The 25708-nt window shown below is 64.9% G+C and carries 24 protein-coding genes; 9 read left to right on the top strand and 15 right to left on the bottom strand.

Annotation, left to right across the window (positions count from 1 at the left end; all coding sequences use genetic code 11):
- Positions 1 to 17 precede the first annotated feature (17 nt).
- A complete protein-coding gene (locus tag QCE49_RS13715) occupies positions 18 to 569 on the top strand; it encodes a hypothetical protein (RefSeq protein WP_008352375.1) in 552 nt (183 codons plus the stop codon).
- 1 nt (position 570) lies between these two features.
- Here the strand turns inward: QCE49_RS13715 and QCE49_RS13710 are convergent, their stop codons facing one another.
- Positions 571 to 2133, bottom strand: coding sequence for a DHA2 family efflux MFS transporter permease subunit (locus QCE49_RS13710; RefSeq protein WP_284508405.1), 1563 nt, complete (start codon positions 2131 to 2133; stop codon positions 571 to 573).
- Between the two features lie 119 nt (positions 2134 to 2252).
- Complete coding sequence (locus QCE49_RS13705; RefSeq protein WP_008352379.1) at positions 2253 to 2747, bottom strand: MarR family winged helix-turn-helix transcriptional regulator; 495 nt, start codon at positions 2745 to 2747, stop codon at positions 2253 to 2255.
- Between the two features lie 206 nt (positions 2748 to 2953).
- Here QCE49_RS13705 and QCE49_RS13700 point away from each other — a divergent pair, with 206 nt between their 5' ends.
- Positions 2954 to 3229, top strand: a complete 276-nt coding sequence (locus QCE49_RS13700; protein ID WP_008352380.1) for a hypothetical protein — start codon at positions 2954 to 2956, stop codon at positions 3227 to 3229.
- 186 nt (positions 3230 to 3415) lie between these two features.
- A complete protein-coding gene (locus QCE49_RS13695) occupies positions 3416 to 4948 on the top strand; it encodes an efflux transporter outer membrane subunit (protein WP_034472334.1) in 1533 nt (510 codons plus the stop codon).
- On the opposite strand, the gene QCE49_RS13690 is transcribed toward QCE49_RS13695, so the two are convergent.
- The 12 genes from QCE49_RS13690 to gspD form a co-directional block, all read right to left on the bottom strand.
- Entirely contained in the window at positions 4949 to 5728 is a 780-nt protein-coding gene (locus QCE49_RS13690) for a type II secretion system protein N (RefSeq protein WP_008352383.1), read from the bottom strand.
- The gene (gene gspM / locus QCE49_RS13685; protein WP_008352384.1) at positions 5725 to 6228 is read right to left on the bottom strand and encodes a type II secretion system protein GspM; all 504 of its coding nucleotides are present in this window, start codon (positions 6226 to 6228) and stop codon (positions 5725 to 5727) included. The genes QCE49_RS13690 and gspM overlap by 4 nt, the downstream gene beginning before the upstream one ends.
- Entirely contained in the window at positions 6225 to 7571 is a 1347-nt protein-coding gene (gene gspL / locus QCE49_RS13680; RefSeq protein ID WP_008352385.1) for a type II secretion system protein GspL, read from the bottom strand. Before gspL ends, gspM begins: the two co-directional genes overlap by 4 nt.
- Before the next feature lie 36 nt (positions 7572 to 7607).
- A complete protein-coding gene (gene gspK, locus QCE49_RS13675) occupies positions 7608 to 8729 on the bottom strand; it encodes a type II secretion system minor pseudopilin GspK (protein ID WP_250457078.1) in 1122 nt (373 codons plus the stop codon).
- A complete protein-coding gene (locus QCE49_RS13670; protein WP_239294371.1) occupies positions 8726 to 9400 on the bottom strand; it encodes a type II secretion system protein J in 675 nt (224 codons plus the stop codon). Before QCE49_RS13670 ends, gspK begins: the two co-directional genes overlap by 4 nt.
- The gene (gene gspI, locus QCE49_RS13665; protein ID WP_008352388.1) at positions 9378 to 9764 is read right to left on the bottom strand and encodes a type II secretion system minor pseudopilin GspI; all 387 of its coding nucleotides are present in this window, start codon (positions 9762 to 9764) and stop codon (positions 9378 to 9380) included. The genes QCE49_RS13670 and gspI overlap by 23 nt, the downstream gene beginning before the upstream one ends.
- Entirely contained in the window at positions 9764 to 10237 is a 474-nt protein-coding gene (locus QCE49_RS13660; RefSeq protein WP_309806018.1) for a GspH/FimT family pseudopilin, read from the bottom strand. The genes gspI and QCE49_RS13660 overlap by 1 nt, the downstream gene beginning before the upstream one ends.
- Positions 10238 to 10253: 16 nt before the next feature.
- A complete protein-coding gene (gene gspG, locus QCE49_RS13655; RefSeq protein ID WP_008352390.1) occupies positions 10254 to 10724 on the bottom strand; it encodes a type II secretion system major pseudopilin GspG in 471 nt (156 codons plus the stop codon).
- A gap of 152 nt (positions 10725 to 10876) precedes the next feature.
- Positions 10877 to 11290, bottom strand: a complete 414-nt coding sequence (locus tag QCE49_RS13650; protein ID WP_175979674.1) for a general secretion pathway protein GspC — start codon at positions 11288 to 11290, stop codon at positions 10877 to 10879.
- Positions 11290 to 12507 (bottom strand): type II secretion system inner membrane protein GspF, encoded by a 1218-nt coding sequence (gspF, locus tag QCE49_RS13645; RefSeq protein WP_008352392.1) that lies wholly within the window; start codon positions 12505 to 12507, stop codon positions 11290 to 11292. The genes QCE49_RS13650 and gspF overlap by 1 nt, the downstream gene beginning before the upstream one ends.
- A gap of 4 nt (positions 12508 to 12511) precedes the next feature.
- Positions 12512 to 13999 (bottom strand): type II secretion system ATPase GspE, encoded by a 1488-nt coding sequence (gene gspE, locus QCE49_RS13640; protein WP_008352395.1) that lies wholly within the window; start codon positions 13997 to 13999, stop codon positions 12512 to 12514.
- Positions 13996 to 16383, bottom strand: coding sequence for a type II secretion system secretin GspD (gene gspD / locus QCE49_RS13635; RefSeq protein WP_008352397.1), 2388 nt, complete (start codon positions 16381 to 16383; stop codon positions 13996 to 13998). Before gspD ends, gspE begins: the two co-directional genes overlap by 4 nt.
- Positions 16384 to 16988: 605 nt before the next feature.
- Between gspD and QCE49_RS13630 the strand changes: the two genes are divergently transcribed.
- The gene (locus QCE49_RS13630) at positions 16989 to 17432 is read left to right on the top strand and encodes a lytic transglycosylase domain-containing protein (RefSeq protein WP_033536472.1); all 444 of its coding nucleotides are present in this window, start codon (positions 16989 to 16991) and stop codon (positions 17430 to 17432) included.
- A gap of 140 nt (positions 17433 to 17572) precedes the next feature.
- Complete coding sequence (locus QCE49_RS13625; RefSeq protein ID WP_250457080.1) at positions 17573 to 18835, top strand: GTP-binding protein; 1263 nt, start codon at positions 17573 to 17575, stop codon at positions 18833 to 18835.
- Positions 18836 to 18915: 80 nt separating this feature from the next.
- On the opposite strand, the gene QCE49_RS13620 is transcribed toward QCE49_RS13625, so the two are convergent.
- Complete coding sequence (locus QCE49_RS13620; RefSeq protein WP_008352404.1) at positions 18916 to 19194, bottom strand: HU family DNA-binding protein; 279 nt, start codon at positions 19192 to 19194, stop codon at positions 18916 to 18918.
- A 298-nt stretch (positions 19195 to 19492) separates the two neighbouring features.
- Between QCE49_RS13620 and QCE49_RS13615 the strand changes: the two genes are divergently transcribed.
- The 4 genes from QCE49_RS13615 to QCE49_RS13600 all read left to right on the top strand — a co-directional run bounded on the left by QCE49_RS13615 (position 19493) and on the right by QCE49_RS13600 (position 25516).
- On the top strand, positions 19493 to 20527 hold the full coding sequence (locus QCE49_RS13615) for a VTT domain-containing protein (protein ID WP_250457081.1): 1035 nt from the start codon (positions 19493 to 19495) through the stop codon (positions 20525 to 20527).
- Between the two features lie 18 nt (positions 20528 to 20545).
- Entirely contained in the window at positions 20546 to 22357 is a 1812-nt protein-coding gene (gene mnmC, locus QCE49_RS13610; protein WP_250457082.1) for a bifunctional tRNA (5-methylaminomethyl-2-thiouridine)(34)-methyltransferase MnmD/FAD-dependent 5-carboxymethylaminomethyl-2-thiouridine(34) oxidoreductase MnmC, read from the top strand.
- A gap of 803 nt (positions 22358 to 23160) precedes the next feature.
- Positions 23161 to 24363, top strand: coding sequence for a cation:proton antiporter (locus QCE49_RS13605; RefSeq protein WP_008352411.1), 1203 nt, complete (start codon positions 23161 to 23163; stop codon positions 24361 to 24363).
- 40 nt (positions 24364 to 24403) lie between these two features.
- Complete coding sequence (locus QCE49_RS13600; RefSeq protein ID WP_008352412.1) at positions 24404 to 25516, top strand: YbdK family carboxylate-amine ligase; 1113 nt, start codon at positions 24404 to 24406, stop codon at positions 25514 to 25516.
- Positions 25517 to 25708 lie beyond the last annotated feature (192 nt).

Genomic DNA, 25708 nt, shown 5'->3' with positions numbered 1-25708 from the left:
CGACGATCGGGGGAGTAATGAAGAAGAAGTACTTCGCCGCCGCCGCGCTTGGGGCTGCATGGCTCGCCCTTTTTAGCGGCTGCGCCGTGCAGGACCAGGTCAGCAGCACGACGATGGAGCAGGCCACGCAACCGCTCACCTGCATGAGCAAGCCGGAATGCGACGCGTGGTGGGCGCGCGCCCAGGTCTGGGTGACGAACCATTCCGAATACAAGCTGCAGACCGTCACCGATTCGATCATCCAGACGGCGGGGCCGTCGAGCGGCAAGCGCGCGCTCGCGTATCAGATCACCAAGACGCCGACCAACGAAGGCACCGCGACGATCGGTTTCGCCGCGCATTGCGATAATCCGCTCGGCTGCCAGCCGAATCCGTGGCAGGCAGGCGCGGATTTCAAGCAGTTCATCAAGAACGGCCCCGGACTGCGCAAGACCGAAACGCCGCAAGCCACGCAGACGCCGCCTGCACCCGCGCCGAGCGGCGTGCAGGTCAGCCCGCTGGATCAGCCGGTCCCGCTCAATCTGGAAAACCAGCCGGGGCAGTCGGTCACGCCGCTCACGCCTCAGTAGTTCAGTGTCCCATCGAGGCTGACGCGCCCTTCTTCGGCCGCGTCAGCCAGACCATCGCGGCCAGCACGAGAAACGCATAGAACGAAATGCGGAAGAAGTCGTTGGTCGACATCATGTACGCCTGCGCCGACACCACGCGATCCAGTTGCGCGGTCAGCGCCTGTCCCGACAAGCCGAGTCCCGACAGCAGGTCCGAATACGCGTTCGTGCCCGCCGAATAAGGCGTGACCGATTCGGTCAGACGCGCGTGATGGCGGATCATGTCGTTTTCCCAGAACGTCGTGCTGACCGCCGTGCCGATCGCGCCCGACAGCGTCCGCAGGAAGTTCGACAGGCCCGCGGCGCCCGCGAGCCGTTCGTCGGAGACGCTGGAGAGCGTGATCGTCGTCATCGGCACGAAGAAGCACGCGACGCCGATGCCCTGAATCAAGCGCGGATAGATGATCTGGTCGAACGGCGTATCGAGCGTGAAGGTCGAGTTCCAGTGCGACACGAACGCGAACGTGAGGAACGCGAAGCTCGCGACCACGCGCAGATTCAGCCGATGCATGTTCTGCCCGATGATCGGCGACAGCACCAGCGCGAGAATCCCGACCGGCGCGGTGGCGAGACCCGCGAGCCACGGCGTGTAGCCGAGCACGGTCTGCAACCACAACGGCAACACGACGACCGAGCCGAAGAACGCGAGAAAGCCGAGCGACGTGATGAGCACGCCCATCGCAAAGTTGCGGTCGCGAAAGAGCGAAAGGTCGATCACCGGTTCCTTCTCGGTCAACTCCCACGCGAACATGAACGCGAGCGAGACCGCCGACACGATCGCCAGCGTCACGATGAAGTTCGAGTTGAACCAGTCGTGATCCTTGCCGAGGTCGAGCATCATCTGCAGGCTCGCGACGCCGATCACGAGCAGCGCCAATCCGACACCGTCGATGCGCTGCTGCGTCGTCTTCGTCTCGTGGCCGCGCAGCAGGAAGTACGCGATCGCCGCCGAGAACACGCCGATCGGCACGTTGATATAGAAGATCCACGGCCAGGTGTAGTTGTCGGTGATATAGCCGCCCATCACCGGGCCGAAGATCGGCGCGACGATCACGGTCATCGCCCAGAGACCGAGCGCGAGGCCGCGCTTTTCGGGCGGATAGCTGCGCATGAGGATGGTTTGCGACAGCGGGACCATCGGGCCGGAGACGAGGCCTTGCAGCAGCCGGAACGCGATCAGCGATTCGAAGTTGTGAGCCAGCCCGCACAGCGCCGACGCGATCGAAAACAGCAGCACGGAAATCGTGAAGAGCTTCACCTCGCCGACGCGCCGCGCGAGCCAGCCGGTCAACGGCACCGCAATCGCCGAAGCGACCGAGTACGACGAAATGACCCACGTGCCTTCGCTCGTCGCGACGCCGAGGCTGCCCGAAATGGTCGGCACGGCGACGTTCGCAATCGACGTGTCGAGCACTTCCATGAAGGTGCCGAGCGCGAGGCCCATCGTCAAAAGGGCGAGGATGCCGCCCGTGAGCGGCACGGGCGCGGGCGGCGTGGCGGGCGTGCCCGCAGTGGATGTGGACATCGAAGGTTTCTCCGGCGCGCGGCGCTCGAAACGCGCATCGCACGCAAACTATTTCTTGTCGCGGCATTCTCTGCTCAGACAGTGAAATCGGCGCAGAAATGCAGGTTAATTCCGATGAATCAGGGCAAGTCGTCGTCGAGCATGCATGGCGCGCAGTCGCCCATCGGCGTATTGCCGACGATGCGCGCGAGCATCGCGATCAGCAGATCCAGCTCGGCGCGGGTAAAGCCGTGCAACTGCTCGTTGAGCACGGCCGCGCCGATCACCGGCAAACGCGCCGCCGCGTCACGTCCGCGCTCCGTCAGACTGAGTTCGACGATTCGCCGGTCCACTTCGCTACGCGCGCGGCTGACGAAACCCTTCTTCTCGAGCCGGTCGAGCATGCGCGTCATCGAGCCGCTGTCGTACGACAGCTCGCGCGACAGTTCCAGCGGCGTGCGCGCCCGCCCCGACGCGAGCAGCAGAATCACGCCGATCTGCGGCGACGTGAGTTCGAGCGGCTTCAACGCCTGATCCGTTCGCATGACGAGCACGTTGCGCGCCTTCGCGAGGTAGTAGCCGAGGCTCGTTTCGAGCTGGATCGTCGCGGGATCGTAAAGCGGTTCGCCGTTCATGCGACATCGGTCAAACCGCGGATGCAAAAGTGTGACACTGCGCCGCGTCTCCTAAAGGCAACAATTGCGAAAAGCAATCAGCAGTATCTTGAAAAGTAGTTGCACAGTCAATATTATTCTATGCAACGAGTTACGCGCTTCATGCGCCGCCCGAGACCATGTTCTGACCGCCCGCCGTCGCTCGCCGACGCCCGAAGGACCTTTCGATGACCCGCTTTGTCCGTACCGCCCGCCGACGCTTCGGCCCCATCAGCAGCAAGATCGCCGACGCCTCCCGTCACTTCGTCCCGCCGAAGCTGAGTTCGTGGAAACTCGCGTTGTATCTGATCGTGTTCCTGCTGCCGGGCGGATCGTTCGTCGTCTTGGGCATGGGATGGTTCGAGAACCGTCAGCGTCGCAAGGCGGCGGCCGCGCCCGCGAAAGCGCCGGCGCGACCGTTGCTCTCGGCGCCCTGCTCGCCGTGTCCCGGTAGTGGACGATAATCGTCACCGTAACGCGTCGTAACCGATTCCACCCGCTGCGTAACACCCGCCTTACGGCGAACCCGTTACGCTAACGTCTGCCTGACGCGCGCGCCGCACGAGCGCCCGTCGCGTTCCGTTACCATTTCGGCTTGCCGCGTCCGTCATATCGAACGGCGCGGCGCCGACAGGAATTCCGACAAGCAGATGCCGTATCGCCCCGCCTTTCCCGCTTCCGCCGCCGCGCGCCTGACCACGACGGCGCTCGCCGCCATGCTCGCGATGTTCATCGCCGGCTGTGCTGTCGGGCCCGATTATCAGCGCCCGACGACGGCGGTCCCGGCCAGCTACAAGGAAGCGCCCGAAGGCTGGAAAGTCGCCCAGCCCGCCGACCAGGCCGATCGCGGCGCATGGTGGAGCATCTATCGCGACGAGCGCCTCGACGATCTCGAAGCGCGCCTGAATCAATCGAACCAGACCATCGCGCAATACGCGGCCGCGTATCGTCAGGCACGCGCGCTCGTCGGCGAGGCGCGCGCGGCGTATTTCCCGACGATCGGCGCATCGGCTTCGGCGGCGCGTTCGGGAACGGGCGCGGGCAACCGGTCGACCAGCAGCTCCAGCCTCGGGCAGACGGGTGCCGTCACCAACCAGTTCAGCCTTGCGCTCGACGCATCGTGGGAACCGGATCTTTGGGGCAGCGTGTCGCGCACGGTCTCCGCGCAAAAGGCCGGCCAGGAAGGCGCCGCCGCCGATCTCGCCAACGCGCGGCTGTCCGCGCAGGCCACGCTCGCGCAAACCTATTTCCAGTTGCGCTCGCTCGACGCGCAGCAAAGGCTCCTCGACGACACCGTCGCGGCCTACGAGCAATCGCTCAAGCTCACGCAGAATCAGTACGCGCAGGGCATCGTCGCGCGTTCGGACGTGATTCAGGCGCAGACGCAGTTGCAGTCGGCGCAGGCATCGGCCATCGATAACGGCGTCGCGCGCGCGCAGTACGAACATGCGATCGCGGTGCTCGTCGGCGAGGCCGCTTCCACGTTTTCGATTCCGCCGATTCCGCTCGACGCCACGCCGCCGACCGTTCCCGTGCAGATGCCATCCGCGATTCTCGAGCGCCGGCCCGACATCGCGTCGGCGGAACGCAAGGCCGCGGCGGCGAACGAGCAGATCGGCATCGAAATGGCCGCGTACTTCCCGACGCTCACGCTCTCCGCGCAAGGCGGCTTCGAAAGCTCGGTGCTGTCGCAATTGCTGCGCGCGCCGTCGCGCTTCTGGACGCTCGGGCCGGACATCGCCGCGACCATTTTCGACGGCGGCCTGCGCTCCGCACGCACCGAAGCCGCGCGCGCGACTTACGACCAGAACGTCGCGACGTATCGGCAGACGGTGCTGACCGCGTTCCAGGACGTCGAAGACAATCTCGCGTCGCTGCGCATTCTGGAGAAGGAAATCGTCGTGCAGCAGCAGGCCGTGGAATCGGCGCAGCAGGCGCTCGCGATCATCAACAATCAGTACAAGGCGGGAACGGTCGCGTTCATCAGCGTGCTGACCGCGCAGACGACCGCATTCACCGCGCAGCAGAAGCTCGCGAACATCGCGGGACAGCGGATGGTGTCGTCGGTCGGACTGGTGAAGGCGCTCGGCGGCGGCTGGGATGTCGGGCAGATGGATCGCGAAACGGGCGCGGTTCAAGCGCCCGCGCCCGCGTCGAGTCCGGCGCAAACCGCCAGCCGCTGATCAACGCATGAAGGTCAGGGCGACCGTGTCCGGATCGGTGTGACGGCCGAGCAGGTTGAGCAGACCCGCGAGGTTTTCCCGCTGATCCGGCGCGGCCGTCGCCGTGCCTTGGAACGACGTCGATTCCGGTGAGATCGCGCCGTTGCCGGTGAGCATCAGCGGACCTTTGCTCGTCGAAAGATCGATGGTCGCGGACGCGCCCTGCGCCTGCAACGCGACGCGATACGAACCGAGCGGCTTCACGCGCGAGACGCGCGAAGCCATGTCATCGAGCGTGACGACCACTTGCCCGTACGCATTGCGGTTCAGCAGGCGGAACTCCGTCCACGAGAGCCGCACGCTGCCGTCGAAATCGAGCGTATTGAACGGCGCGCCGAGGCCCGAGAGCAACGTCGCGGGCACGGCGATCTGGCCGGCGGTGATAACCGCGCCGCGCGTGGTGGCGTCGACGATCACGGCATCGGGCATCGCTTCGGTCTGACGCATGGTCATGTGAACGCGGCCGGTGAAGAGCGGCAGAAACGCCGTCGTCCATTCGATGCGCCCCGGCAAGAGCGTCGCGCCCGCGCCGTCGCTGCCCGCGGCGAGCATCAGCGTGGCCGAGCCGCTCCACAGCGAGCCCGCCGGATCGACCAGATTCACATGGCCGCCCGTTGCCTTCGAGAACTGCGGCACGATCCACGCGGCGGGCATCATCGCGAGCAGCGTGCCGGCGACCGAAATCACGATCACGAAAAGCGCCGGCAACGCGAGCCGGATTCGTCGCGTCCAGTAACTCATTTCGTGCCGGCCGGTTGCAGCGATGCCGTCAGATCGACCTGGCCATCCGGCTTCAGCGCCGTGACGTGCGCCTCCGAGACCTGCACCTTGAACTGCTTGCGGGCGTCGTCGAGCCACGCCGTCCAGTTCGGAAAGGACGCGTTCTTCAACTGAATCTGCACCGCCGCGCCGATCACCTGAACCTGCGTCGGCTGCATGCCGTTGTCGGCGAGCGACTTCGCGAGCGCATCGCGCAGCGCGGCGCCGGTCGGCATCACGCCTTCGGCGGCGGGCGCGAGCGAGCGCGCGTCGTTGGCCTGCGCGGTCATCGTCGCGAGCTGGCGCTGCATCGTCGGCAGCGATTCGCGCAGCCGCGCGCGGCCTTCATAGGCGGGCGCCCACAGCACGAGATAGACGAGCGCGAGCCCGACCGCGATGCCGCCCCACATGAGAATGGTCTTCTCGCGCGGCGTGCGCGCTTCCCAGAATTCCGACAGGGAACGTCCGATTTCCGCTTTCATTGGCCGCTCCTGATCGTCCATTTGCCTGTGTTCGTATCGATCGATCCGTTCAGGCCGTTCGCGGCGAGGCGCTTCGAAAGATCGGGATCGACCTTCGTCTCCGGCTTGAAGGTCACTTCCAGCCGACGCTCGCGATAATCGAGCCCCGCGACGCCGTTCACCGGCACCGGACCGAGCGAGCGCGCGAGGCCGTCGGCGAGCGACAGGAAATCCGACGGCGACAGCTCGCCCGATGCCACGCGCAGACGATCGAGATTGCGCGTCATCTGGTCGGGCGCATCGAGCACGGTCGTCGTCTTCGGGAAGGCGTTGAGCAGGAGCTCGGTTTCCTGCGCGCTGATCGCGTCGCGCTGACGCGCAAGCTGCAGCCATTGCACGTTGATGCCGATGATCGACACGACCACCGACGCCGCCACGAGCGCGATCGGCACGCGCAGACGCCGCATCGTCGCGCGGTCGAGCCGCCACGGTTGCGCGGCGAATTCGAACTGGCACAGGTCGAAGCGGCACGCGAGCGCGTTGCGCGCGAGCGCCTCGAACGTGATCGGATGCGCGCCGGCGATGGCCGCCGCAGCATTGCGCGAACCGGACAGGCGCGGTTCGTCGCCGGGCAGATCGGCGAGCGAATAAAGCGTCACGGGTTGATCGCCGGCGAGCGCGGCGAGCGTTGCCTCGATCGAATCGGCGGGCAGCGCGAGTCCTTCGCCGAGCGCCGCGCGTTCGCCGCGCGCAATCGCCACCTCGATGCGCGGCGCGCCGAGCGCGGCGGGCGAGGGCGCGGCCATTTCGCCGATCAGCGCGGGCGCGGTCGACACGACATGACCGAGCAGCCCCGCTATAAACGGCTGCGGCGGCGCTTCGATCTCTTCGGCTTCGCCGGTTTCATCGAATGGCACGGCGGCCGGAACCGGCAGGCAGCGCATCGCGGGCACGGCCTTCAGATTGCGATGCCCCGCGCCCGAAAACGCGCCGACCACGAAGCGGAACCAGCCGCGATCGATCACGCCGACGACGCGCTTGCCATCGGCGAGGGCGACCGGATCGACGGCGATGTGGCACGTCTGCGGATCCTGGATCAGCTGATCCTCGACGACGTTCGGCAGCGCCTGCCGCAAGCGCGGCCCCTTGAGTGGCGGCACGGCAGCGGCGAGCAGAAGCGTGTCGCGCGCAGCGACGATCAGCACGGTCGCACTCGCGCGCGGCAACAGCCCGATCGCCGCGCGGCCGATGCGTTGCGGCTCGCCGCGCTTGTCGAGCAGCAGAAACGGCAGATCCGGCAGATGCCACTCTTCCGAGCGCACCGCGGGATCGCGCGGCGGTAACAAAACGATCAGTGTGCTCAAAGGCCACTTCCTCTCATCAATAACAGCGCATCGGTTCTACAGCGAATCACGCGTGTAGACGATGCGCGTCGTATGCGTCGTCGGATCGCGATACACGAGCGTCGTGCGCTCCAGTTGCGCGCGCTCGTGTTCGACGCGCCCGTGGATCACGAAATACTTCGTCGTGACGTCCATCTCGTTCGAATCGATCGAGACCGTCTTGACGCCCGCGCCGGTCAGCGCGAGTTGCACGTTGCCGATGTCGTGAAAGAACACCGTCTCGCGGCGCGCGACGAACGCTTGTCCCTGCGACAGATTCATGCCCGGGATCAGCGCGGCGATCACTTCGGCGGGCGCGGTGTTCATGTTCACTGCGGTCGTCGTCGGCAGCACGGTGACGAACGGCCTCAGCTTCGCGACCGCTTCCGCGGAAAAACCCGGCACGTCGAGCAGCGAATCGACGGTGATCATCTGCAAGGGCGCGACCGGCGCGTTGCTGTCCGCGTCCTTCAGGCCGGGATCGTCGGTGAAATTGCCGCCGCCGGCCGCGCCGCCGCCCTGCGCGATCGCCGCGAGCGTCGTCGATTCGTTGTTCTGGCCGCTCGCCGTGGTCGCGCTGTTGCCCGTTTGCGTCTGGAAGCGCGTTGCGGAGCGCGCGAGGCCGGCGCGCATCTGCAGCGCGACCGTCTTCGCGAGCGAACCGTTGATGCCGAGCATCGTCAGCAGCCGCTGAAACGCCTGAATCTGCGCGACGTTGATCGTCAGCACGCCGGGCGTCGGCGTCGACACCAGATTGCGCAGGTTGAATTTCGCCTGCGCGTCCTCGATCGAGCCGGACAGATACGTCGACGCGCCTTGCTGCGCGCGCACTTCACCGATCTGCCCGAGAAAATCCGACAGCTTCGTCCGCGCGATCGGCACGCCCCACACGCCGCCGAGATACGTGACCGTCGGCGAAGTATCGGCTTCCGAGCGCAGGATGAGACGCGTCCAGTCGAGCGCGCTGCGCGAAATCCATTGCGCCTGCGCGAGCAGCCGCTGATTCTCGATGCGCCGAATCTGCACCTGCTGACGCCACAGCATGCCCGAGACGAGAATCGCCGTGAGCGATACGACGAGGAGCGCGCTGATGATCGCGACGCCGCGCTGCTTCTTCCGGTTCGGAGCGCCCATGTTCATTCTCCGACCAGAAAGACGCGCGTGATCGGCGTCGCCAGCGTGCGCGCGCCGACCGCGACCTGAACGCCCGACACGGCGCGCGCCAGCGGCGCGTTGCCCAGTTGCGGCACTTTCAGGTTGTTGTCGTTCTGGTTGATCTGCGCGAACACGTCGCCCATGCGCGTCGTCCAGCCTTTTTCCGGAATGTAGACGCGCGTCGCGAGCGACGCCACGCCGCCCATCAGCGGAATCGATGTCCAGCCGTCGCCCGAATCGCCCGACTGCAACGCGCGCCGCACTTCGCCGACATTCGACAGCGGCGGCGATGCATAGCGCACGATCCGCCCGTTCGACAGCCTGTAGCGCACCACTTGCAGACGCGGCGCCGTACCGGGCGCGAAGACGCCGCGCACGATCTGCAGCGAGCCATTGCCGATCTGCACGGCGGGCTGGCCGGCTTCGTCGTCGGTTGCGGCCTGGCGCGCGTCGATACGCATCTGGTCGAACAATTGCGCGACGATGCGCTCGTCCTGCATCGCGTTCTCGATGGTCGCACGGCCGCGAATCACCGAATCGAGCCCGCGCCACGACAGCACCGCGAGCACCGCGAGAATCGCGATGGCGATCAGCATTTCCAGCAGCGTGAAACCGCGCTGACTGGTGCGGCGGTCAGAGCGAGCGGTTCGTTTCATTCGCCACCACCGTGACCATTTGCGCCAGATAGCCGGAGCGGCCCGGCGTCGTGACCAGCATCTCGACGCGCCGGAAAATCGGATTGGGCGTCTGGCTCACGCGCTGCGTGCACGAGAGTTTCAGATTGCCCTGCGAGCAGTCGAACGTGCGCGAGCCGATCGCCGGAAACTGATGCGAGAGCCTGAGCTGCGCGAGTTCGTTGTCCGCGCTCCAGCCCGCGAGCAGCCGCCGATGAAGCTCCGCTTCGCCCGTCGCGAGCGAGCCGACCGCGCGCACCGAGGCGGCGAGCGCCACCGCGATGATCGCCAGCGCGACGAGCACTTCGATCATCGTGAAGCCGCGTTGATGACGACGCTGGCGCATCACTGCACCTGATAGCGGCCGTTGCCGCAGCCGACGATCGTCACGCGGCCTACCGCCGAGAACAAGGTGATTTCCATGGGCGAGTCGATGGCCTCCGTGCCGAACACGAGCCGGCCCGCCGTTTTGTCCGAATCGAGGAACTGGATGGATACGCCGGTCACGCCGCCTTCCCAGCGCCGCTGACGCAGGAGTTCGTCGCGCAACGGACGCCAGCCGTCCTCGGTGCGGATGTCGAAGCGATACCCGCCGTCGATGGGCTGCCACGCGATCGGCCGCGCGCGCACCTGCGCTTCGTCGCCCGCCGATTCGAACAGCAGCGCGAGACGCTGCGCTTCTTCCTTCAGATCGGTGCGCGGGTTGCGGGTGAGTTGCAGCGACGCGAGCGACACGAGCAGGCCCGCGATCACCAGCACGACGAGCATTTCGAGCAGCGTGAAGCCTGCCTGACGCCGCGCCGCCGAATGCCCGTTCACGATTCAAGCCGCCGATTTACTGCCAGGAGCCGACGTCGGCATCGTTGCCTTCGCCGCCGGCCTTGTTGTCCGCGCCGTAGCTGAACACGTCGACTTCGCCGTGCACGCCCGGATTCAGATATTGATACTGGCCGCCCCACGGATCGGCCGGCAGGCGCTCGAGATAGCCGCCGTCTTTCCAGTTGTTCGGCACCGGCTCGGTCGTCGGCTTTTCGATCAGCGCGCGCAGGCCTTGCTCTTGCGTCGGATAACGGCCGTTATCGAGGCGATACAGCTTCATCGCCTGCATGATGGTGCCGATGTCCTGCTTCGCGGCGACGCGGCGCGCCTCGTCCGGGCGGCTCATGATCTTCGGCACGATCAGCGCGGCGAGAATGCCGAGAATCGCGATCACGACCATGATTTCGATCAGCGTGAAGCCGCGCTGGCGGCGTCCTTGCGCCTGAGCTTGTTGAATTCGCATGCGGCGTTGGGTCCACAATTGCATGACTGCTACCTCTTGAATTGAAAATATTGTTTCCGGGTCTTGCCCGGTCATTACAAAAATCGCGCGGCTTTCCGCCTTGCCGAAGCCGCCGGTCATTCTATCGATCCGCTTTCGTCGCGTGATTCGGCCGCAAGCGAGGCATCGCGTCGCGTTCAGCGCACCCAGATCGTCGGGCCGGGCGGATTCTGCGGCAGGAAAATCTCCGACTTGACGCCGTTGCGCTCGATGATGATCGAGCGCGCGCGCACTTCCGAAAGCTTCACGCCTTGCGTGAGCGGACCGCCCAGCGACACGGCTTTCGCCGCCTCGCCGCCGTAACTCACGATGGCCGCCGCGCCGCCCTGCAGCGCGAGAATGCCGAACAGATGCACGTCCGAATTGGCCTGACGCTCCAGCCGTCCGCCGAAAATGGTCGCAGCCTGCTCGACCGACGGCTGGCGCGTCGCCGCCGCGGCGGGCAGCGGCGCGGTCTGCCGCGAAGTCAGCGTGACGACCCAATACGTCACCGTCACGCAAAAGAGCGCGAGCGCGGCGAGCGTCAGTAAGCGAGTTTGAAGGGCGTTCATCACTGCACCAGATTATTCAGTTCGATGATCGGCAGCATCACCGCGAGCACGATCACGAGCACGACGCCGCCCATCGCAAGGATAAGCAGCGGTTCGAGCAGGCTCGTGAGGAACATCGTGCGGCGTTCGAGTTCGCGCGCTTCGCCTTCGGAAGCGCGGTCGAGCATCGTGGTGACGTCGCCGGTCGCTTCGCCCGAGCGGATCAGGTGAACCAGCACCGGCGGAAACGTCTTCGTGTTGCCGAGCGCGCGCGACAGCGACGAGCCTTCGCGCACGCGCACGATGGCGTCGTCGACGTTCTCGCGCATCGCCGTGTTGCTGAGCGTTTCGCCCGCGGCCTGCAGCGCGCGCAGGATCGGCACGCCGGCGGCGGTGAGGATCGCGAGCGTGCTGGCGAAGCGCACGGTGTTGTAGCCGCGCACCAGCTTGCCGATGAGCGGCGCGCCCAGCAGCCAGCGGTCGAACGACATGCGCGGCCCGGGCCGCGCGAGAATCGTCTTCACGAGCCACGCGAAAATCACGACGCCGATCAGCACGGCCCACCAGTAACTTCGGACGAAGGCGGAGAGCGCCATCATCATGACGGTCAGGAAGGGCAGCGCCTGCTTCGTGCTCGCGAACACGTTCACGACCTGCGGCACGACGTAACTCAGCAGGAACGTGACGATGCCGAACGCAATGATCGTCACGATGCCCGGATACGTGAACGCCAGAATGATCTTCTGCTTCAGCGCATTACGCTGTTCGATGTAGTCCGCGAGACGCGACAGCACGAGGCCGAGCTTGCCGGTATGCTCGCCCGCCGCGACGAGCGCGCGGTAAATCTCCGGAAAGTCCTTCGGATGCTGCGCGAGCGCGTTGGCGAACGAATGGCCGCCGAGCACTTCGGCGCGGATCGCGGCCATCAGTTCGCGGATGTAATCGCGCTCGGATTGCTCGGTCAGCACCGCGAGCGTCTCGCCGAGCGGCAAGCCCGCGATCAGAAGGCTCGCGAGCTGACGCGTGAGAATCGCCTGTTCGCGCTGCGACAGCCGCCGCCCGAGCGACAGGCGCTGCTGGCGCTCGCCGCGCGTGCGCGAGCCCGCCGCCTCGACGACGAGCGGTGTCAGCCCTTGCGTGCGCAACTGGCTGCGCGCGGCGCGGGCGCTGTCGGCGTCGAGCACGCCTTTTTGCGTCTTGCCCGCGTGATCGATCGCCTCGAAACGGAATGCCGGCATCTGCTTATTCTCCGCCCGTCACGCGCAACACTTCTTCCAGCGACGTCACGCCGGCCGCGAGCCAGCGATCGCCGTCCTCGCGCAGCGTGCGCATGCCTTGCTTGCGGCCCGCCTCGAGAATCTCGGCATCGGCCGCATTGCGATGGATGAGCGGGCGGATCGCGTCGTCGATCAGCAGCAGCTCATAGACACCGCGACGGCCGACATAACCCGACTGGCCGCATCGGTCGCAGCCGACCGGATGGTAATGCTTCGTGCCGTCTTCCTCGACGCGCTCTTCCTTGCACACCGGACAGAGCTGGCGCACGAGCCGCTGCGCCAGAACGCCGAGCAGCGACGACGCGAGCAGATACGGCTCCACGCCCATGTCGGTGAGACGCGTGACGGCGGAAGCGGCATCGTTCGTGTGCAAAGTGGCGAGCACGAGGTGGCCGGTGAGCGAAGCCTGCACCGCGATCTGCGCGGTCTCGAGATCGCGGATTTCACCGATCATGATGATGTCCGGATCCTGACGCAGAATCGACCGCAACGCGCGCGCGAACGTCATGCCGATGCGTTCGTTCACCTGCGTCTGGCCGATGCCCGACAGGTCGTATTCGATCGGATCTTCCACCGTCATGATGTTGGTGGTCGTCGTCTCGAGGCGCGACATCGACGCGTACAGCGTGGTCGTCTTGCCGGAGCCGGTCGGGCCGGTCACGAGCACGATGCCGTGCGGGCGGCCGATCAGCTTGTCGAACTGGACGAGCGTGTCGCGCGCCATGCCGAGCGTTTCGAGATTCAGGCGTTGCGCGTCCTTTTCCAGGAGACGCAGCACCGCGCGCTCGCCGTGGCCGGTCGGCAGCGTGGACACGCGCACATCGACCGGACGGCCGCCGACACGCAACGTGATGCGCCCGTCCTGCGGCAAACGTTTTTCGGCGATATCGAGCTGCGCCATGATCTTGATACGCGAGATCAGCGCGCCGTGCAGCGCCTTCTTCGGCCGCACGACGTCGCGCAGCGTGCCGTCGACGCGAAAGCGCACGACCGACGCGTTCTCGAACGGCTCGATGTGAATATCCGATGCCTGTTCGCGCGCCGCCTGCGTGAGCAGCGCGTTGATCATGCGGATGATCGGCGCGTCGTCTTCCGATTCCAGCAAGTCTTCGACTTCCGGAATGTCCTGCATCAGGCGCGACAGATCGACTTCGCCTTCCACTTCGCCGACGACCTGCGCGGCGCTGCCGTCGTTGCGCGCGTAGGCCGAGTTGATTGCCGCGGCGAGCTCGTCGGCGGGCTTGCGGATGATCGACAGCGCGCCGAAATTACGCGCGACTTCCGCGAGCGCCGCGTCGGTCGTGCGCTCGCTTATCCAGACTTCGATGCTGTCCGCGTGCTGATGCGCGAGCAGAATCTGCCCGCTGCGCGCAAAGCCGTAAGGCACGAGCCGGGCCGCCAGCGGCGACGCCGCGGTGCTCGCGCTCTCGACTGCATCGTTGACCGTGCTCACGGATGGACTCCCGTTGCGGCATTGCCCGGCATGGCGTTGGTCGCGCCATTGGCCGGAATCGCGTTCGTCGCGCCGTTCGACGGCGCCGGATACGTGCTTTGCGGCGGCAGCGTCGATTGCGGCGCGGTCTGCGTCGGTTGCGGCGCGGGGCCGGCATCCGGATTCTGTGGCAGCGTCGTGCTCGGGCCGGGACCGCGCGTCGTATCGCTCCAGTCCAGCAGATTTTGGGCCGGCGGTCCACCGCCTTCGGAAGGACCGAGCGGTTTCGGCGGCATGACCGGCACGTTCTGATCCTTGATGATGCGGTTATCCGTCGTCGAGCCGTATTGCTGCTGACGCAGATAGTCGTAACGCGTGTTGGCGATCTGCGTGGCCGTCGCCTGGTCGCGCACGATCACCGGACGCAGGAACACCATCAGGTTGGTCTTCGTGCGCGTCTTGCCTTCGCTGCGGAACAGGCTGCCGATGAACGGAATGTCGCCGAGCAGCGGAATCTTGCTGTTGTTGTTGTTGTACTGATCCTGCATCAAACCGCCGAGCACGACGATTTCGCCGTCGTCCGCGAGAATCGTCGACTGCACCGAGCGCGTGTTGATCGTCACGCCGCCCGGATCGTTCTTCGTCGTGGAATCGACGCTCGAATCTTCCTGATAGATCTGCATCTTGAGCACGCCGCCGTCGGTGATCTGCGGCTTGACGTGCAGGGTCACGCCGACGTCGCGGCGGTCGAACGTGTTGAACGCCGTGACCGACGTGGCGGCGTTGGCGGTCGGCGTCGCGTACGAACCCGTCACGACCGGCACGTTCTGGCCGACGACGATCTTCGCTTCCTCGTTGTCGAGCGTGATGAGGTTAGGCGTCGAGAGGATGTTCGCATCCGCCGATGTCGACAGCGCCTGCAAGAGTCCGCCGAGACCGAAGAGATTGCCGAAGCGGTGCAAAAGGCCGATGTTCAAGCCTTGCGCGAGCAGGCCGGACGTCGACGTGAGGGACGACGGATTCTGCGCGATCGCGTTGCCCTGCAAGGTCAGATCGACGATGTTCGTATTGCCGGCGCCGAAGCTCGAGCTGCCGTAGAGCGCGTTGTTGCCGCTGTTGGAAAGCAGCGCGCCCTGCCACTGAATGCCGAGATTCGAACCGCTCGTCGCGGAAAGTTCGACAATCAGCGCTTCGATGTACACCTGCGCGCGGCGCGCGTCGAGCTGGTCGATCACGGTGCGCAGGTTCCGATAAACCGGATCCGCCGCGGTGATGATCAGCGAATTCGTCGCGGCATCGGCCTGGATCATGCCGCCGCCCTGGTCGTTGCCGGAATCGTTGTCCTTGTTCGACGAGAAACTCGAGTCCTTGTTGCCGGTGCCGCCCGACATCGGATTGCTGCCGCTGCCCGAACTGCCGCTGAGTCCGCCCGGCAGCGGCGGCGTGCCGGACGTTCCGGTGGACATCGACGAATTGCCGAGACCGCCGCCGCTCTGACCGAACGTGTTCGAGCTGGTGTTCGACGTGTTGTCCGAGCTGTTGTTGCCCTTGCCGAGCATGCCTCGCAGCGTCTTGGCGAGACGCGTCGCGTCGGCGTTGCGCAGCGCCACGACGTGCATGTTGCCGGGCTGGGTCGTGGGCGCGTCGAGCTTCTGCGCCAGTTGCTTCGCCGCGGCGAGGCGCGAGCTGCTCGATGCACGGAACATCAGCGAGTTGGTGCGGGCATCGGGCGTGACGGTGACTTTCAGCGTCGCGTCCGTGCTGCCGATCGCGCCGGGATCGAGCAGCTTGTTCATCTGCTCGGCGACGTCGATCGCATTCGCGTTCTTCAGCGTGACGATGTCGACGGAGCGGCCCGCCGCCGTATCGACGCCCGCGATGATGCCCGCGATGCGGCGCACGTTGTCCGCGTAATCGGTGACGACGAGCGTGTTGTTCGCCGGATACGCCGCGATCGTGTTGTTCGGCGAGATCAGCGGACGCAGCACCGGCAGAAGGTTGTTCGCCGATTCGTTGTGCAACTGAAAGACCTGCGTGATCACCTGATCGCCGCGCGCCGCCGGCGCATTGCCGACATACGTGGGCACGCCCTGCAGCTTGGCGTCGGCTTCGGGCACGACCTTCAGGACGCCGTGATCCTGCACGAGCGCGAAGCCCTGCATGCGCAGCGACGACTGGAGCGTCTTCAGCGCTTGGTCCTCGGGAACCGAATTCTCCGAAACCAGATTGAGTTGCCCCTTGACGCGGGGATCGACGATGATCGTTTTGCCGGTAGCGGCGCCGATCGCTTTCGCGACCTGGTCGATATCCGCGTTGACGAAATTCAACGTCACCTGCGCGTGCGCGGCTTGGGCGACGATAAGTCCCGCCGCCAGCATTGCCGTCGCCAGACGACGCAGTGCCATAGGTTGTCTTCTCATGGGTTTGATGTCAGAGCCGGGTCTTCGGAGCCGGCTGAGGCAGCCCCGCTCGTCAGCCGAGAGCGCCGCCAACCGCGGTGTGGAACGGGCGGGCCCGACCCCTCGCGGTTATTTTAAAAAATATGACGATAGCAGCTTTGTGTGTAACGGAATTGTGCCAATTCGTTCCGGATCACGTTGCCCTAGGCTGCCACGTGCGATACAAAATCCAGCGCTCTCAAGCTTTCGAATAACTTGCCGATAGACCGTATCTGAACGATTCCGAGACTCGGCCGATGTACGCGGGAGCCGAATTGTACAACGTCCAGAAGTCTTATTATTCAGACATTTAGAACAAGTCCGATCAATAGGCCGGTGCGCCTCGCGCGCATGCGGGTTTCGGAGCGCGAAACGGGCGTATGTCTGATAGCCAACTTTTGGGCGGATTCGTCAGCCGGTATGATACGGTCGGTTCCGCATTCCGGGCGGTTACAGAAAGGGTGGGTTTTCCCCATGCACGCCCGGCCGCGGACGTTGATTTGTTGGCGTTGGCGCCAAGGCGCCGCAACGGCGGCATGACGTTCCGCGTGCGCGGATGGAGCAGAAGGAAGATGAAGAGAATATTGCGATCACTGGCGATATGTGGGCCGCTCATGGCGGCCGCGGCCGCGCACGCAGACTGCTTCGACGAAGCGGCGAAGTATCAGAAGGTCAATCCGCTCATCCTGCGCGCGATCGCGTGGCAGGAATCGCACAACAAGCCCGACGCCATCAACAAGAACGCCAATGGTTCGACCGATTACGGGCTGATGCAGATCAACTCGATCCATCTCAACACGCTCGCCCAGTACGGCATCTCGAGCGGCACGCTGATGGAGCCGTGCAAGAGCGTCTATGTGGCCGCGTGGCATCTGCGTCAGAAGATGAACAAGTATGGCAATTCGTGGCAGGCGGTCGGTGCTTACCATTCCGAAACACCTGCGCTGCGCGACAAGTACTCGGCGCAGATCATCGAGATCCTGCGTCGCTGGAAGCTGCTTCAGGCTACGCGCTGACCTTCGCCCGCGCTTTTCCGCATGTGCGCCGCGCACGGCGTGCATTTGATGCAAAATCCCCTATTCGATCGCCCGCGCCGCCCCGACCGGCAGCGCGGGTTCGCGCTCGTGCGCTCCGTTCCCTGTCACGCTCCATTGCGATGAATCAGATGCCATTGCCCATTACCGTGCTATCGGGATTCACCGGCGCGGGTAAGACCACGCTCGTCGATGCCTTGCTCGCGAACGCCGCAGGCGTGCGCATCGGCGCCGTGACGTGCAGCAAAGCCGCTTCCGGCGCCGATCGCGAAACCACCGAACTGCCCAACGGCTGCCTGCTTCTGACACTCGGCAGCCGGTCGATGCAAGCGCTCGAAAGCGCGATCAGCTGGATCGCGGAGCAGCAGCGCTTCGATGCGATCGTCGTCGAAACGTCGGGCATCGCCGAGCCGATGACCATCGCCGAGCATCTCGCGTTCGGCGACGACGACGATGCCACGCTCGCGGGCCACGCGCATCTCGACACATTCGTCACCGTGATCAATGCCGCGAGTTTCCTGCGCGATTACGCGTCCGCGGATTCGCTCGCCGAGCGCGGTCTGTCGCCGGAAGGCCATGACGACGAAGACGATCGGACGGTCGTCGAGACGCTCATCGAACAGATCGAATTCTGCGATGTCATCGTCATCAACAAGATCGATCTCGCCAGCGCGGATGAAATCGAAAAGGTCGCGCGCATCCTGCATGGTCTCAATCCGCGCGCGCTCCAGGTCCGGGCGCAATCGGGCGACGTTCCCATCGGCGACGTGCTGAACACCGGCCGTTTCGATTTCGATGCGACCGCGAGCGCGCCCGGCTGGCTCGCGATCCTGAACGGCGAACATCCGTCGGCCGACGAACCCGATGCGTTCGGCGTGGGTCATTTCGTGTATCGCGCGCGCCGGCCGTTTCATCCCGAGCGTCTGTGGAATCTGTTGCATCAGGAATGGCCCGACGTGCTGCGCGCGAAGGGCTTCTTCTGGCTCGCGACGCGAAGCGATGTAGGCGGCTCGCTGTCGCAAGCGGGTGGAACGGTCCGGCATGGACCGGCGGGACTATGGTGGGCCGCGCAGGATCGCAGCGAATGGCCGACTGACGATCCCGAGCTCGAAGCCGAAATCGTCGCGGAATGGTATGGCGATCCGGATGACAACAGCATCGGCGATCGCCGGCAGGAGCTGGTACTGATCGGATTGAATCTCGATCCTGCCGTCTGGCAAGACCGCTTCGACGCATGTCTGCTCACCGACGACGAATGGGCGCGCGGTCCCGACGCCTGGCGAAGCTTCGCCGATCCGTTCCCCGCGTGGGAAGTCGAGGACCACGATCATGAGCACGACCACGACCACGGTCCCGACTGCGATTGCGACGATCATCGGCATTGATGCCGGACGAAAAAAAACCCGCCGAAGGGCGGGTCATGTACATCTGGCTACTTCGAGTAGCCGCACAATCGGCAAGATGCTTACCGCTTGTTCACTGCGTCCTTGAATGCCTTGCCAGCCGTAAACTTGACCGTCTTCGCGGCCGGAATCTTGATGGACTCGCCGGTCTTCGGATTGCGGCCGGTGCGCGCTGCGCGCTTTCCCGAGCCGAAGCTGCCGAAGCCGATCAACTGCACTGCGTCACCTTTCGAGACAGCCTTCTTGATCACTTCGAGCAACGTGTCCAGCGTTTCGCCGGTTTGAGCCTTGCTGGCGCCGGTCTGCGCGGCTACGGCGTCGATCAGTTCCTGTTTGTTCATTAAGGTTCCTTTATCAGTTTAGGTTGACACGAACAGCGCGAACGCGCCGATTATACGTGCGCAAACCGTGCAGTCGAGTAGGGACGGCCTTCTGGCGTGCCTCCCCGACGATTCGGCGTTCTTGCGCGGCATCTCACCGGCATTGCTTCACTTCGTCGCCTTCGCGCCGCCTCTATACGCGGCGCTTGGTATGATAGCGCAGCGCAAACCCAATCAGGATAAGGGTTTCAAAGATTTACCCTTATATTTTTGAGGCTCCCGGCCGCTTTTTTGGGCGTAGAACACCAGGGCGCGAACCATGCTACGCGAGCTGATCACCGAATACGGCCTGCCGTTGGTTTTTGCCAACGTTCTGCTCGAGTGCCTCGGCTTGCCGCTCCCAGCCTTGCCCACATTGGTTTTGACGGGAGCGATCGCGGTCTCCGCGAGCTTCGCTTCGGCGTCGGGTTCGGGGCTTGCAACGAGCTTTCCATCGGCGGTGTGGGAGGCGCTCGCGGCCATCGTGGCCACGGCCAGCATCGCGGCGCTCATCGGCGATGCGCTCTGGTTCTGGCTCGGGCGCCGCTACGGCAGCCGCGTGCTCGCCTTCATGTGCAAGCTTTCGATCTCGCGCGATACCTGCGTGAACCGCAGCCTCGACTTCTTCGGCCGCTTCGGCGTACGCATTCTCGCGGTCTCGAAGTTCATCCCCGGCTTGTCGACGTTGGCTATTCCCGTCGCGGGCGCGACCGGTATCGGCATCGGCAGCTTCCTTCTCTATGACGCGCTCGGCGCGCTCTTGTGGTCCGGCATCGGCGTCGCGTTCGGCGCGATGTTCGCCGATCTCGTCGATAGCGTGCTCGCCTGGCTCGACCTGTTCGGACGCGGCGTGATCGCGATCGCGGTCATCGCGCTCGCGCTTTATCTCGCCGTGCGCTGGTGGCAGCGCGTGTCGCTGTTGCGCAGGCTGCGCATGGCGCGCATCGATATAGCAATGCTCCGCACGCTGCTAGAAGGCGAGCCGCCGCCGCTCGTCATCGACGTGCGCCGACGCGAACGTCGCGCGATGGATCCGTTCGCGATTCCCGGCGCGCTGCTCTTGCACGACGACGCCGCATCGCAACTCGCCGGCATATCGCGCGATCGCAAGCTCGTGACCTACTGCGATTGCCCGAGCGAAGTATCGGCCGCGCTCGCCGCCAAAGAGCTGACGGCGCACGGCTTCACCGATGTCGCGCCGCTGCTCGGCGGCCTCGAAGCATGGCGCGCGGCGGGCTACGCGCTCGAACCGCTGATGATGGAAGACGCCGCGAACGGCATGGCGCCGGCCATCGCCAAGTCATCTTCGGCTTGATGTTTCCCAATCTTTCGCATGACCGAATCCCTGCTTTTCGCGCCGCACGATCTGCCCGTGCGCTGGCGGCATGAACGCATCTTCACTTTCGTCGATACGACGTTCAGCGCCTTCCTTCCGCTCTGGCAACGCTGGCGCGACGACGAAGCGCGTTGCGAGCGGCTGCATGTCGTCGCTATCGCGCAGCCGAATGCGCTGAACGAACCGCCTTCGGCCGACGATCCATCGCCGCTCGCCGCCGAACTCGCGCGCGCCTGGCCGATGCGCGTGCCGGGCGTGCATCGCCTCGAGTTCGATGATGGGCGCGTCGTGCTGACGCTCGCCATCGGCGATGACGTCCACGAGATGCTCGCGAAACTCTGGCTGCGCGCCGACGCGTTTCATCTCGATGCGCCGGACGATCCGCGCAAGCTGTGCAAGACGCTCGCGCGCTTTGCCGGCGACGGCGCGACGGTTTGCGCGAACGCCTCTCCGGCGCATCGTCCGACGTTGCGGCGCGCGCTGGCATCGTCGGGTTTCGACTGCTCGCCCGACGCAACGGATGCGCCGCTCGTTGCGTGTTTCGCACCGCGCTGGCGTGTGCGTCGTCATGAACCGCCGCTGCGTTGCGACGCGAGCGCGCGCGAAGCCATCGTCATCGGCGCGGGGCTCGCGGGCTGCGCGGTGAGTTCGCGGCTCGCCGCGCGCGGCTGGCACATCACGCTGATCGATCGTCATGCGGTCTCCGCGCGCGATGCATCGGGCAATCCGGCGGGCGTGTTTCATCCGATCGTCTGGCGCGACGACAGCGTCGCCGCACGCCTCACGCGCGCGGCATTTCTCTACGCGTTACGCCGATGGCGCGCGCTGGAAGACGCGAATCACGAGTTGCATCGCAGCGGCGCGGGTCTGCTTCAGATCGCCGATACGGCCGAAGACGCCGATGCGCTCGCCGCCGCCATCGCGCGATTCGCGTATCCATCCGACTACGTGCAGGCTATGACGCGCGCGGATGCATCGCGCATCGCGGGCGTCGATGTCGCGCGCGGCGGCTGGTTCTTTCCACGCGGCGGTGCGATCTCGCCCGCGGCCGTGTGCGCGGCGCAAATCGATGACGCTTCGGCGCGGATCACGGCGCGCATGAATACCGAAGTGACGCGCATCGAACACGATGGCCGCATCTGGCGCGCGTTCGACGCGAGCGGCGGTGAGATCGCGAGCGCGCCGGTCATCGTGCTTGCGAACGCGCACGATGCGGCGCGGCTCGCTGGCCTGTACGGCGAACCGACGCGCAGCGTGCGCGGCCAACTCACCGTGCTCGATAGCTGCGCGCTCGATCCTCTGCGCATGCCGGTGATCGGCGAAGGCTACGCGGTGCCGCTCGGCGCGGGCGGCACGCTCGTCGGCGCGACGTATGACATCGACGATCCCGATCGCGCGATCCGCGAGGCCGGACATCGGGAGAACATCGGGCGCGTGGCGGGCATGTTGCCGGACCTCGCGCTGATGCCGGGCACAGTACGCGCGGGTCGCGTCGCGTTTCGCTGCGTGACGAGCGACCGCATGCCGGTGATCGGCCAGCTCGCCGACGAACACGCCGCGCGCCGCGATGCGCGTGAACTGTCGGGCGCGTGGCCGCTCGATCTGCCGCGCATCCCGGGTCTCTATGGCGCGTTTGCGTTCGGCTCGCGCGGACTCGTCTGGGCGACGCTCGCGGCCGAGCTGATCGCTTCGCTCGTCGAAGGTGAACCCTGGCCCATCGAGCGCGAGCTGGCCGAAGCCATCGATCCAGCCCGCTTTTTGCTAAAGGCGTTGAGGCACGGCGAGATATCCCCGGCAAGTTGTGGATAAGCCGTCGAATTGCGTGTGAAAGTCGTGTGAACGCGTTGTGCACGTAAACGGGACAACTGAGGCGTCCGGTTTACGCGGCCAAAAGTTGTTCCGCGTTCACCGCGCGGCGCCAACATGTTTACGGCCCGCTTCTGCTTTCTCCAAATGATTGAATGAAAAGACAAAACCCATGTTATCCACAGAAAAGGCGTTGCTTTGTTAACCACTACTACGTTTATATACAGTAAACCTGTAAACACCTGACGGCGAGTTCATCGGCCTGCCGTAAACGTGGAAGTCCGGTCGCCGGGCAAGCCGGTAGCCGGTCAGGTTTGCCATTCGCGTTCGAGCCTGGCAGTCGCTTTTACTTCATAAGAATCATGAGCTTGGACTTTCTGCCGGGCGACGCGAGGTATGGCACAATCGCGCTTCTTCCTGCGTTGCGCCCTCTCCAAGATGGCGTCCGCTTCAATGGAACGATGGTTGCGAGCCAAGAATCTGATCAACGAAGCCGCAACCGTCGTTTGCTGCGTTCGGCCCGGCATCCGAGCGGGCGCCGCATGCGCCACTCATGTCACACGGATCGGAGATGTCCGGTGCGACATTGAGGGCATGCAAGGCGTCTCGTGGTCAGCCGGACGCGTCGTCTAATTCGTGCACGGTTCCGCCGTGACGCCGTGTTCGTTCGCATTTCGATTCGCCTGAATGAACCAACGCTCGCGTAGCCGGGCGGATGCGCCTCGTCCGCGAGCGCGCGCCGCCGATGCGAGTCACGCAACGGAACGTGCACGCTCTGCTGCAGCACCGAAGGAGAATCCCATACGATGAATTCGGCATTTTCATTTTTGCCCGCCTGGCCGCTCGAACCCGACGCGATTCTCTGGGCCGGCCTCGCGCTCGTCACGGCGGGCCTCGCCGGCGAGTTGCTGTGGCGCGCGTGGCGCTTGCCGCGCATCACCGGTTTCGCGGTGATCGGGCTGATTGCTGGCAACGCGGGCCTCGGCGTCATCGACGCGAGCGCGGGCGGACTGTCGCGGCCGCTGCTCGATGTCGCGCTCGGGCTCTTGCTCTTCGAACTGGGCGGACGGCTCGACTTGCGCTGGATTCGCCGCAATCCGTATCTGATTCTGTCGAGCATCGCCGAATCGACGCTCACGTTCGGCCTCGTGCTGATCGCGCTGACGCTCCTCAACGTGCCGACGATGCCTTCGGTCGTGATCGCATCCATCGCGATGGCCACGTCGCCCGCGATGGTCATCCAGTTGAAGACCGAATTGCGCGCGGAAGGCCAGGTCACGCAGCGCCTCCTGACGCTGACGGCGCTGAACAGCATGTACGCGGTGGTCGTCGAGAAGCTCGCGGCCGGCGTGCTGCATCAGGAAATCTACGGCAATGCGTTTGCGACGATCCTGCAGCCGCTTTATCTGCTGATCGGTTCGCTCGTGCTCGCGTTCCTGCTCGCGCGCGCGTGCAACATGCTCGTGCGGCGCCTGCCCGCGAACGACGAGCATTCGTTCGTCGCGCTCTTCGGGCTCGTGCTGCTGGCGATCGCGATCGCGCACATCTTCAAGCTGTCGACGATTCTCGCGCTGCTCGCCGCGGGCATCATCGTGAAAAACGCCGATGAACGCCCGCAACTGTGGCCGTCGCATTTCGGTTCCGCCGGATGGCTGCTCACCGTGATCCTGTTCGCGCTGACGCTGACATCGTTTCACTGGCGCGACATCGCGCTCGGCGGCGTTGCGGCGGTCGGGCTGATCGTTGCGCGTTTCGTCGGCAAGCTGGTCGGCGTGCTGATTTTCGCGAAACCGAGCGGCCTCAACTGGAAGCAGGGCGCGGCGCTCGGCGTCGCGCTCACGCCGATGTCCGCGCTCGCGTATCTGCTCGTCGACGACATGTACGTGCTCTATCCGGACTACGACCCGACGTTGCGCGCGATCGTCATGTGCTCGATCGTCGTGTTGCAGATCGTCTCGCCTTTCGTCGTGTACCGTAGCCTGTCGGCGGTGGGCGAGCGGCGCGAGTAAGCGCCCGTACTCTTCAAGCATTGTTCATTCAAGAGGCGCCATGGCACTCGAACCTTTCATCAACTCCGAACCGTTCACGTTCGGCGTCGAGCTGGAGATCCAGGTCGTCAACACGCATGACTACGATCTGACGCGCGCCGCGTCGGACCTCATGCGTCTCATCAAGGACGAAAAGATTCCGGGCAACATCACGCCCGAAATCACCGAAAGCATGATCGAGCTGTCGACCGGCATCTGCACGACGCACGAGCAGGCCGTGACCGATCTGCGCAAGATCCGCGACGTGCTCGTCGCCGCGGCGGACCAGCTGAACGTCGGGCTTGCGGGCGGCGGCACGCATGCGTTCCAGCAATGGAGCGATCGCCAGATCTATGACGCGCCGCGCTTTCAGTACATTTCCGAGCTGTACGGATACCTTGCCAAACAGTTCACGGTGTTCGGGCAGCACGTACATATCGGCTGTCCCGATCCGAACAGCGCGCTCTTCCTGCTGCATGCGATGTCGCGCTACATCCCGCATTTCATCGCGCTTTCGGCGTCGTCGCCTTACATTCAGGGCGTCGATACGGGCTTTCACTCGGCTCGTCTGAACTCGGTATTCGCTTTTCCGCTGTCGGGACGCGCGCCCTTCGTGCTGACCTGGGACGGCTTCGAGGAATATTTCTCGAAGATGGTCAACACGGGCGTCGTCAATAGCATGAAGGACTTCTATTGGGACATCCGGCCGAAGCCCGGCTTCGGCACGATCGAAGTGCGCGTGATGGACACGCCGTTGTCCGTCGACCGTGCCGCGGCGATCGCCTGCTACATCCAGACGCTCTCGCGCTATCTGCTGTTGGACAAGCCGCTGACGCCGCGGGAGGACGACTATCTGGTCTACACGTTCAACCGTTTCGAGGCGTGCCGCTTCGGGCTGGAAGGCACCTGCATCCATCCGCAGACGGGCGAGCGGCAGACCATCGGCGAGGACATTCTGGCAACGCTCGACGTGCTCGCGCCGCACGCCGAAGCGCTCGGCTCGCAGGCCGCGCTCGCGGAAGTCGCGGACATCGCGCGCGGCGTGAACGACGCGACGTGGCTGCGCGGCGTGGTCGACAAGGAGAAGTCGCTGCACGAGGCAGTCAGACAGCAATGTCTGCAATGGCGTCGATAACGCAGCGCTTACGCTTACGCTGATGCAATTCAGCGAATCATGACGAAAGGCCGCTTCGAACTATTCCGAAGCGGCCTTTGTTTTTGAGCCGAATGAAACATGTGCTTGACGAGCAACGGGAATAACGCGCTCACGGCAACGTTTGAAAAAGAACCGATCCGACGTCGCTAAGGTTTACTTCGAAGAATCCGT

The organism is Caballeronia sp. LZ008 (genome assembly GCF_031451435.1).
Lineage (GTDB): Bacteria > Pseudomonadota > Gammaproteobacteria > Burkholderiales > Burkholderiaceae > Caballeronia > Caballeronia zhejiangensis.
The sequence above is the reverse complement of the archived record's forward strand: the minus strand, read 5'-3'. Positions and strand labels throughout refer to the sequence as shown.

Coding starts and splice junctions, on each gene's coding strand:
- gspF (WP_008352392.1), bottom strand. CDS start 12,507: ATGCCGGCATTCCGTTTCGAGGCGATCGATCACGCGGGCAAGACGCAA.
- gspK (WP_250457078.1), bottom strand. CDS start 8,729: ATGAACATGGGCGCTCCGAACCGGAAGAAGCAGCGCGGCGTCGCGATC.
- QCE49_RS13605 (WP_008352411.1), top strand. CDS start 23,161: ATGAATTCGGCATTTTCATTTTTGCCCGCCTGGCCGCTCGAACCCGAC.
- QCE49_RS13650 (WP_175979674.1), bottom strand. CDS start 11,290: ATGAACGCCCTTCAAACTCGCTTACTGACGCTCGCCGCGCTCGCGCTC.
- QCE49_RS13715 (WP_008352375.1), top strand. CDS start 18: ATGAAGAAGAAGTACTTCGCCGCCGCCGCGCTTGGGGCTGCATGGCTC.
- QCE49_RS13705 (WP_008352379.1), bottom strand. CDS start 2,747: ATGAACGGCGAACCGCTTTACGATCCCGCGACGATCCAGCTCGAAACG.
- QCE49_RS13700 (WP_008352380.1), top strand. CDS start 2,954: ATGACCCGCTTTGTCCGTACCGCCCGCCGACGCTTCGGCCCCATCAGC.
- gspD (WP_008352397.1), bottom strand. CDS start 16,383: ATGGCACTGCGTCGTCTGGCGACGGCAATGCTGGCGGCGGGACTTATC.
- QCE49_RS13625 (WP_250457080.1), top strand. CDS start 17,573: ATGAATCAGATGCCATTGCCCATTACCGTGCTATCGGGATTCACCGGC.
- QCE49_RS13670 (WP_239294371.1), bottom strand. CDS start 9,400: ATGAAACGAACCGCTCGCTCTGACCGCCGCACCAGTCAGCGCGGTTTC.
- QCE49_RS13695 (WP_034472334.1), top strand. CDS start 3,416: ATGCCGTATCGCCCCGCCTTTCCCGCTTCCGCCGCCGCGCGCCTGACC.
- QCE49_RS13710 (WP_284508405.1), bottom strand. CDS start 2,133: ATGTCCACATCCACTGCGGGCACGCCCGCCACGCCGCCCGCGCCCGTG.
- gspI (WP_008352388.1), bottom strand. CDS start 9,764: ATGCGCCAGCGTCGTCATCAACGCGGCTTCACGATGATCGAAGTGCTC.
- gspM (WP_008352384.1), bottom strand. CDS start 6,228: ATGAAAGCGGAAATCGGACGTTCCCTGTCGGAATTCTGGGAAGCGCGC.
- mnmC (WP_250457082.1), top strand. CDS start 20,546: ATGACCGAATCCCTGCTTTTCGCGCCGCACGATCTGCCCGTGCGCTGG.
- QCE49_RS13600 (WP_008352412.1), top strand. CDS start 24,404: ATGGCACTCGAACCTTTCATCAACTCCGAACCGTTCACGTTCGGCGTC.
- QCE49_RS13690 (WP_008352383.1), bottom strand. CDS start 5,728: ATGAGTTACTGGACGCGACGAATCCGGCTCGCGTTGCCGGCGCTTTTC.
- gspG (WP_008352390.1), bottom strand. CDS start 10,724: ATGCAATTGTGGACCCAACGCCGCATGCGAATTCAACAAGCTCAGGCG.
- QCE49_RS13630 (WP_033536472.1), top strand. CDS start 16,989: ATGAAGAGAATATTGCGATCACTGGCGATATGTGGGCCGCTCATGGCG.
- QCE49_RS13615 (WP_250457081.1), top strand. CDS start 19,493: ATGCTACGCGAGCTGATCACCGAATACGGCCTGCCGTTGGTTTTTGCC.
- QCE49_RS13620 (WP_008352404.1), bottom strand. CDS start 19,194: ATGAACAAACAGGAACTGATCGACGCCGTAGCCGCGCAGACCGGCGCC.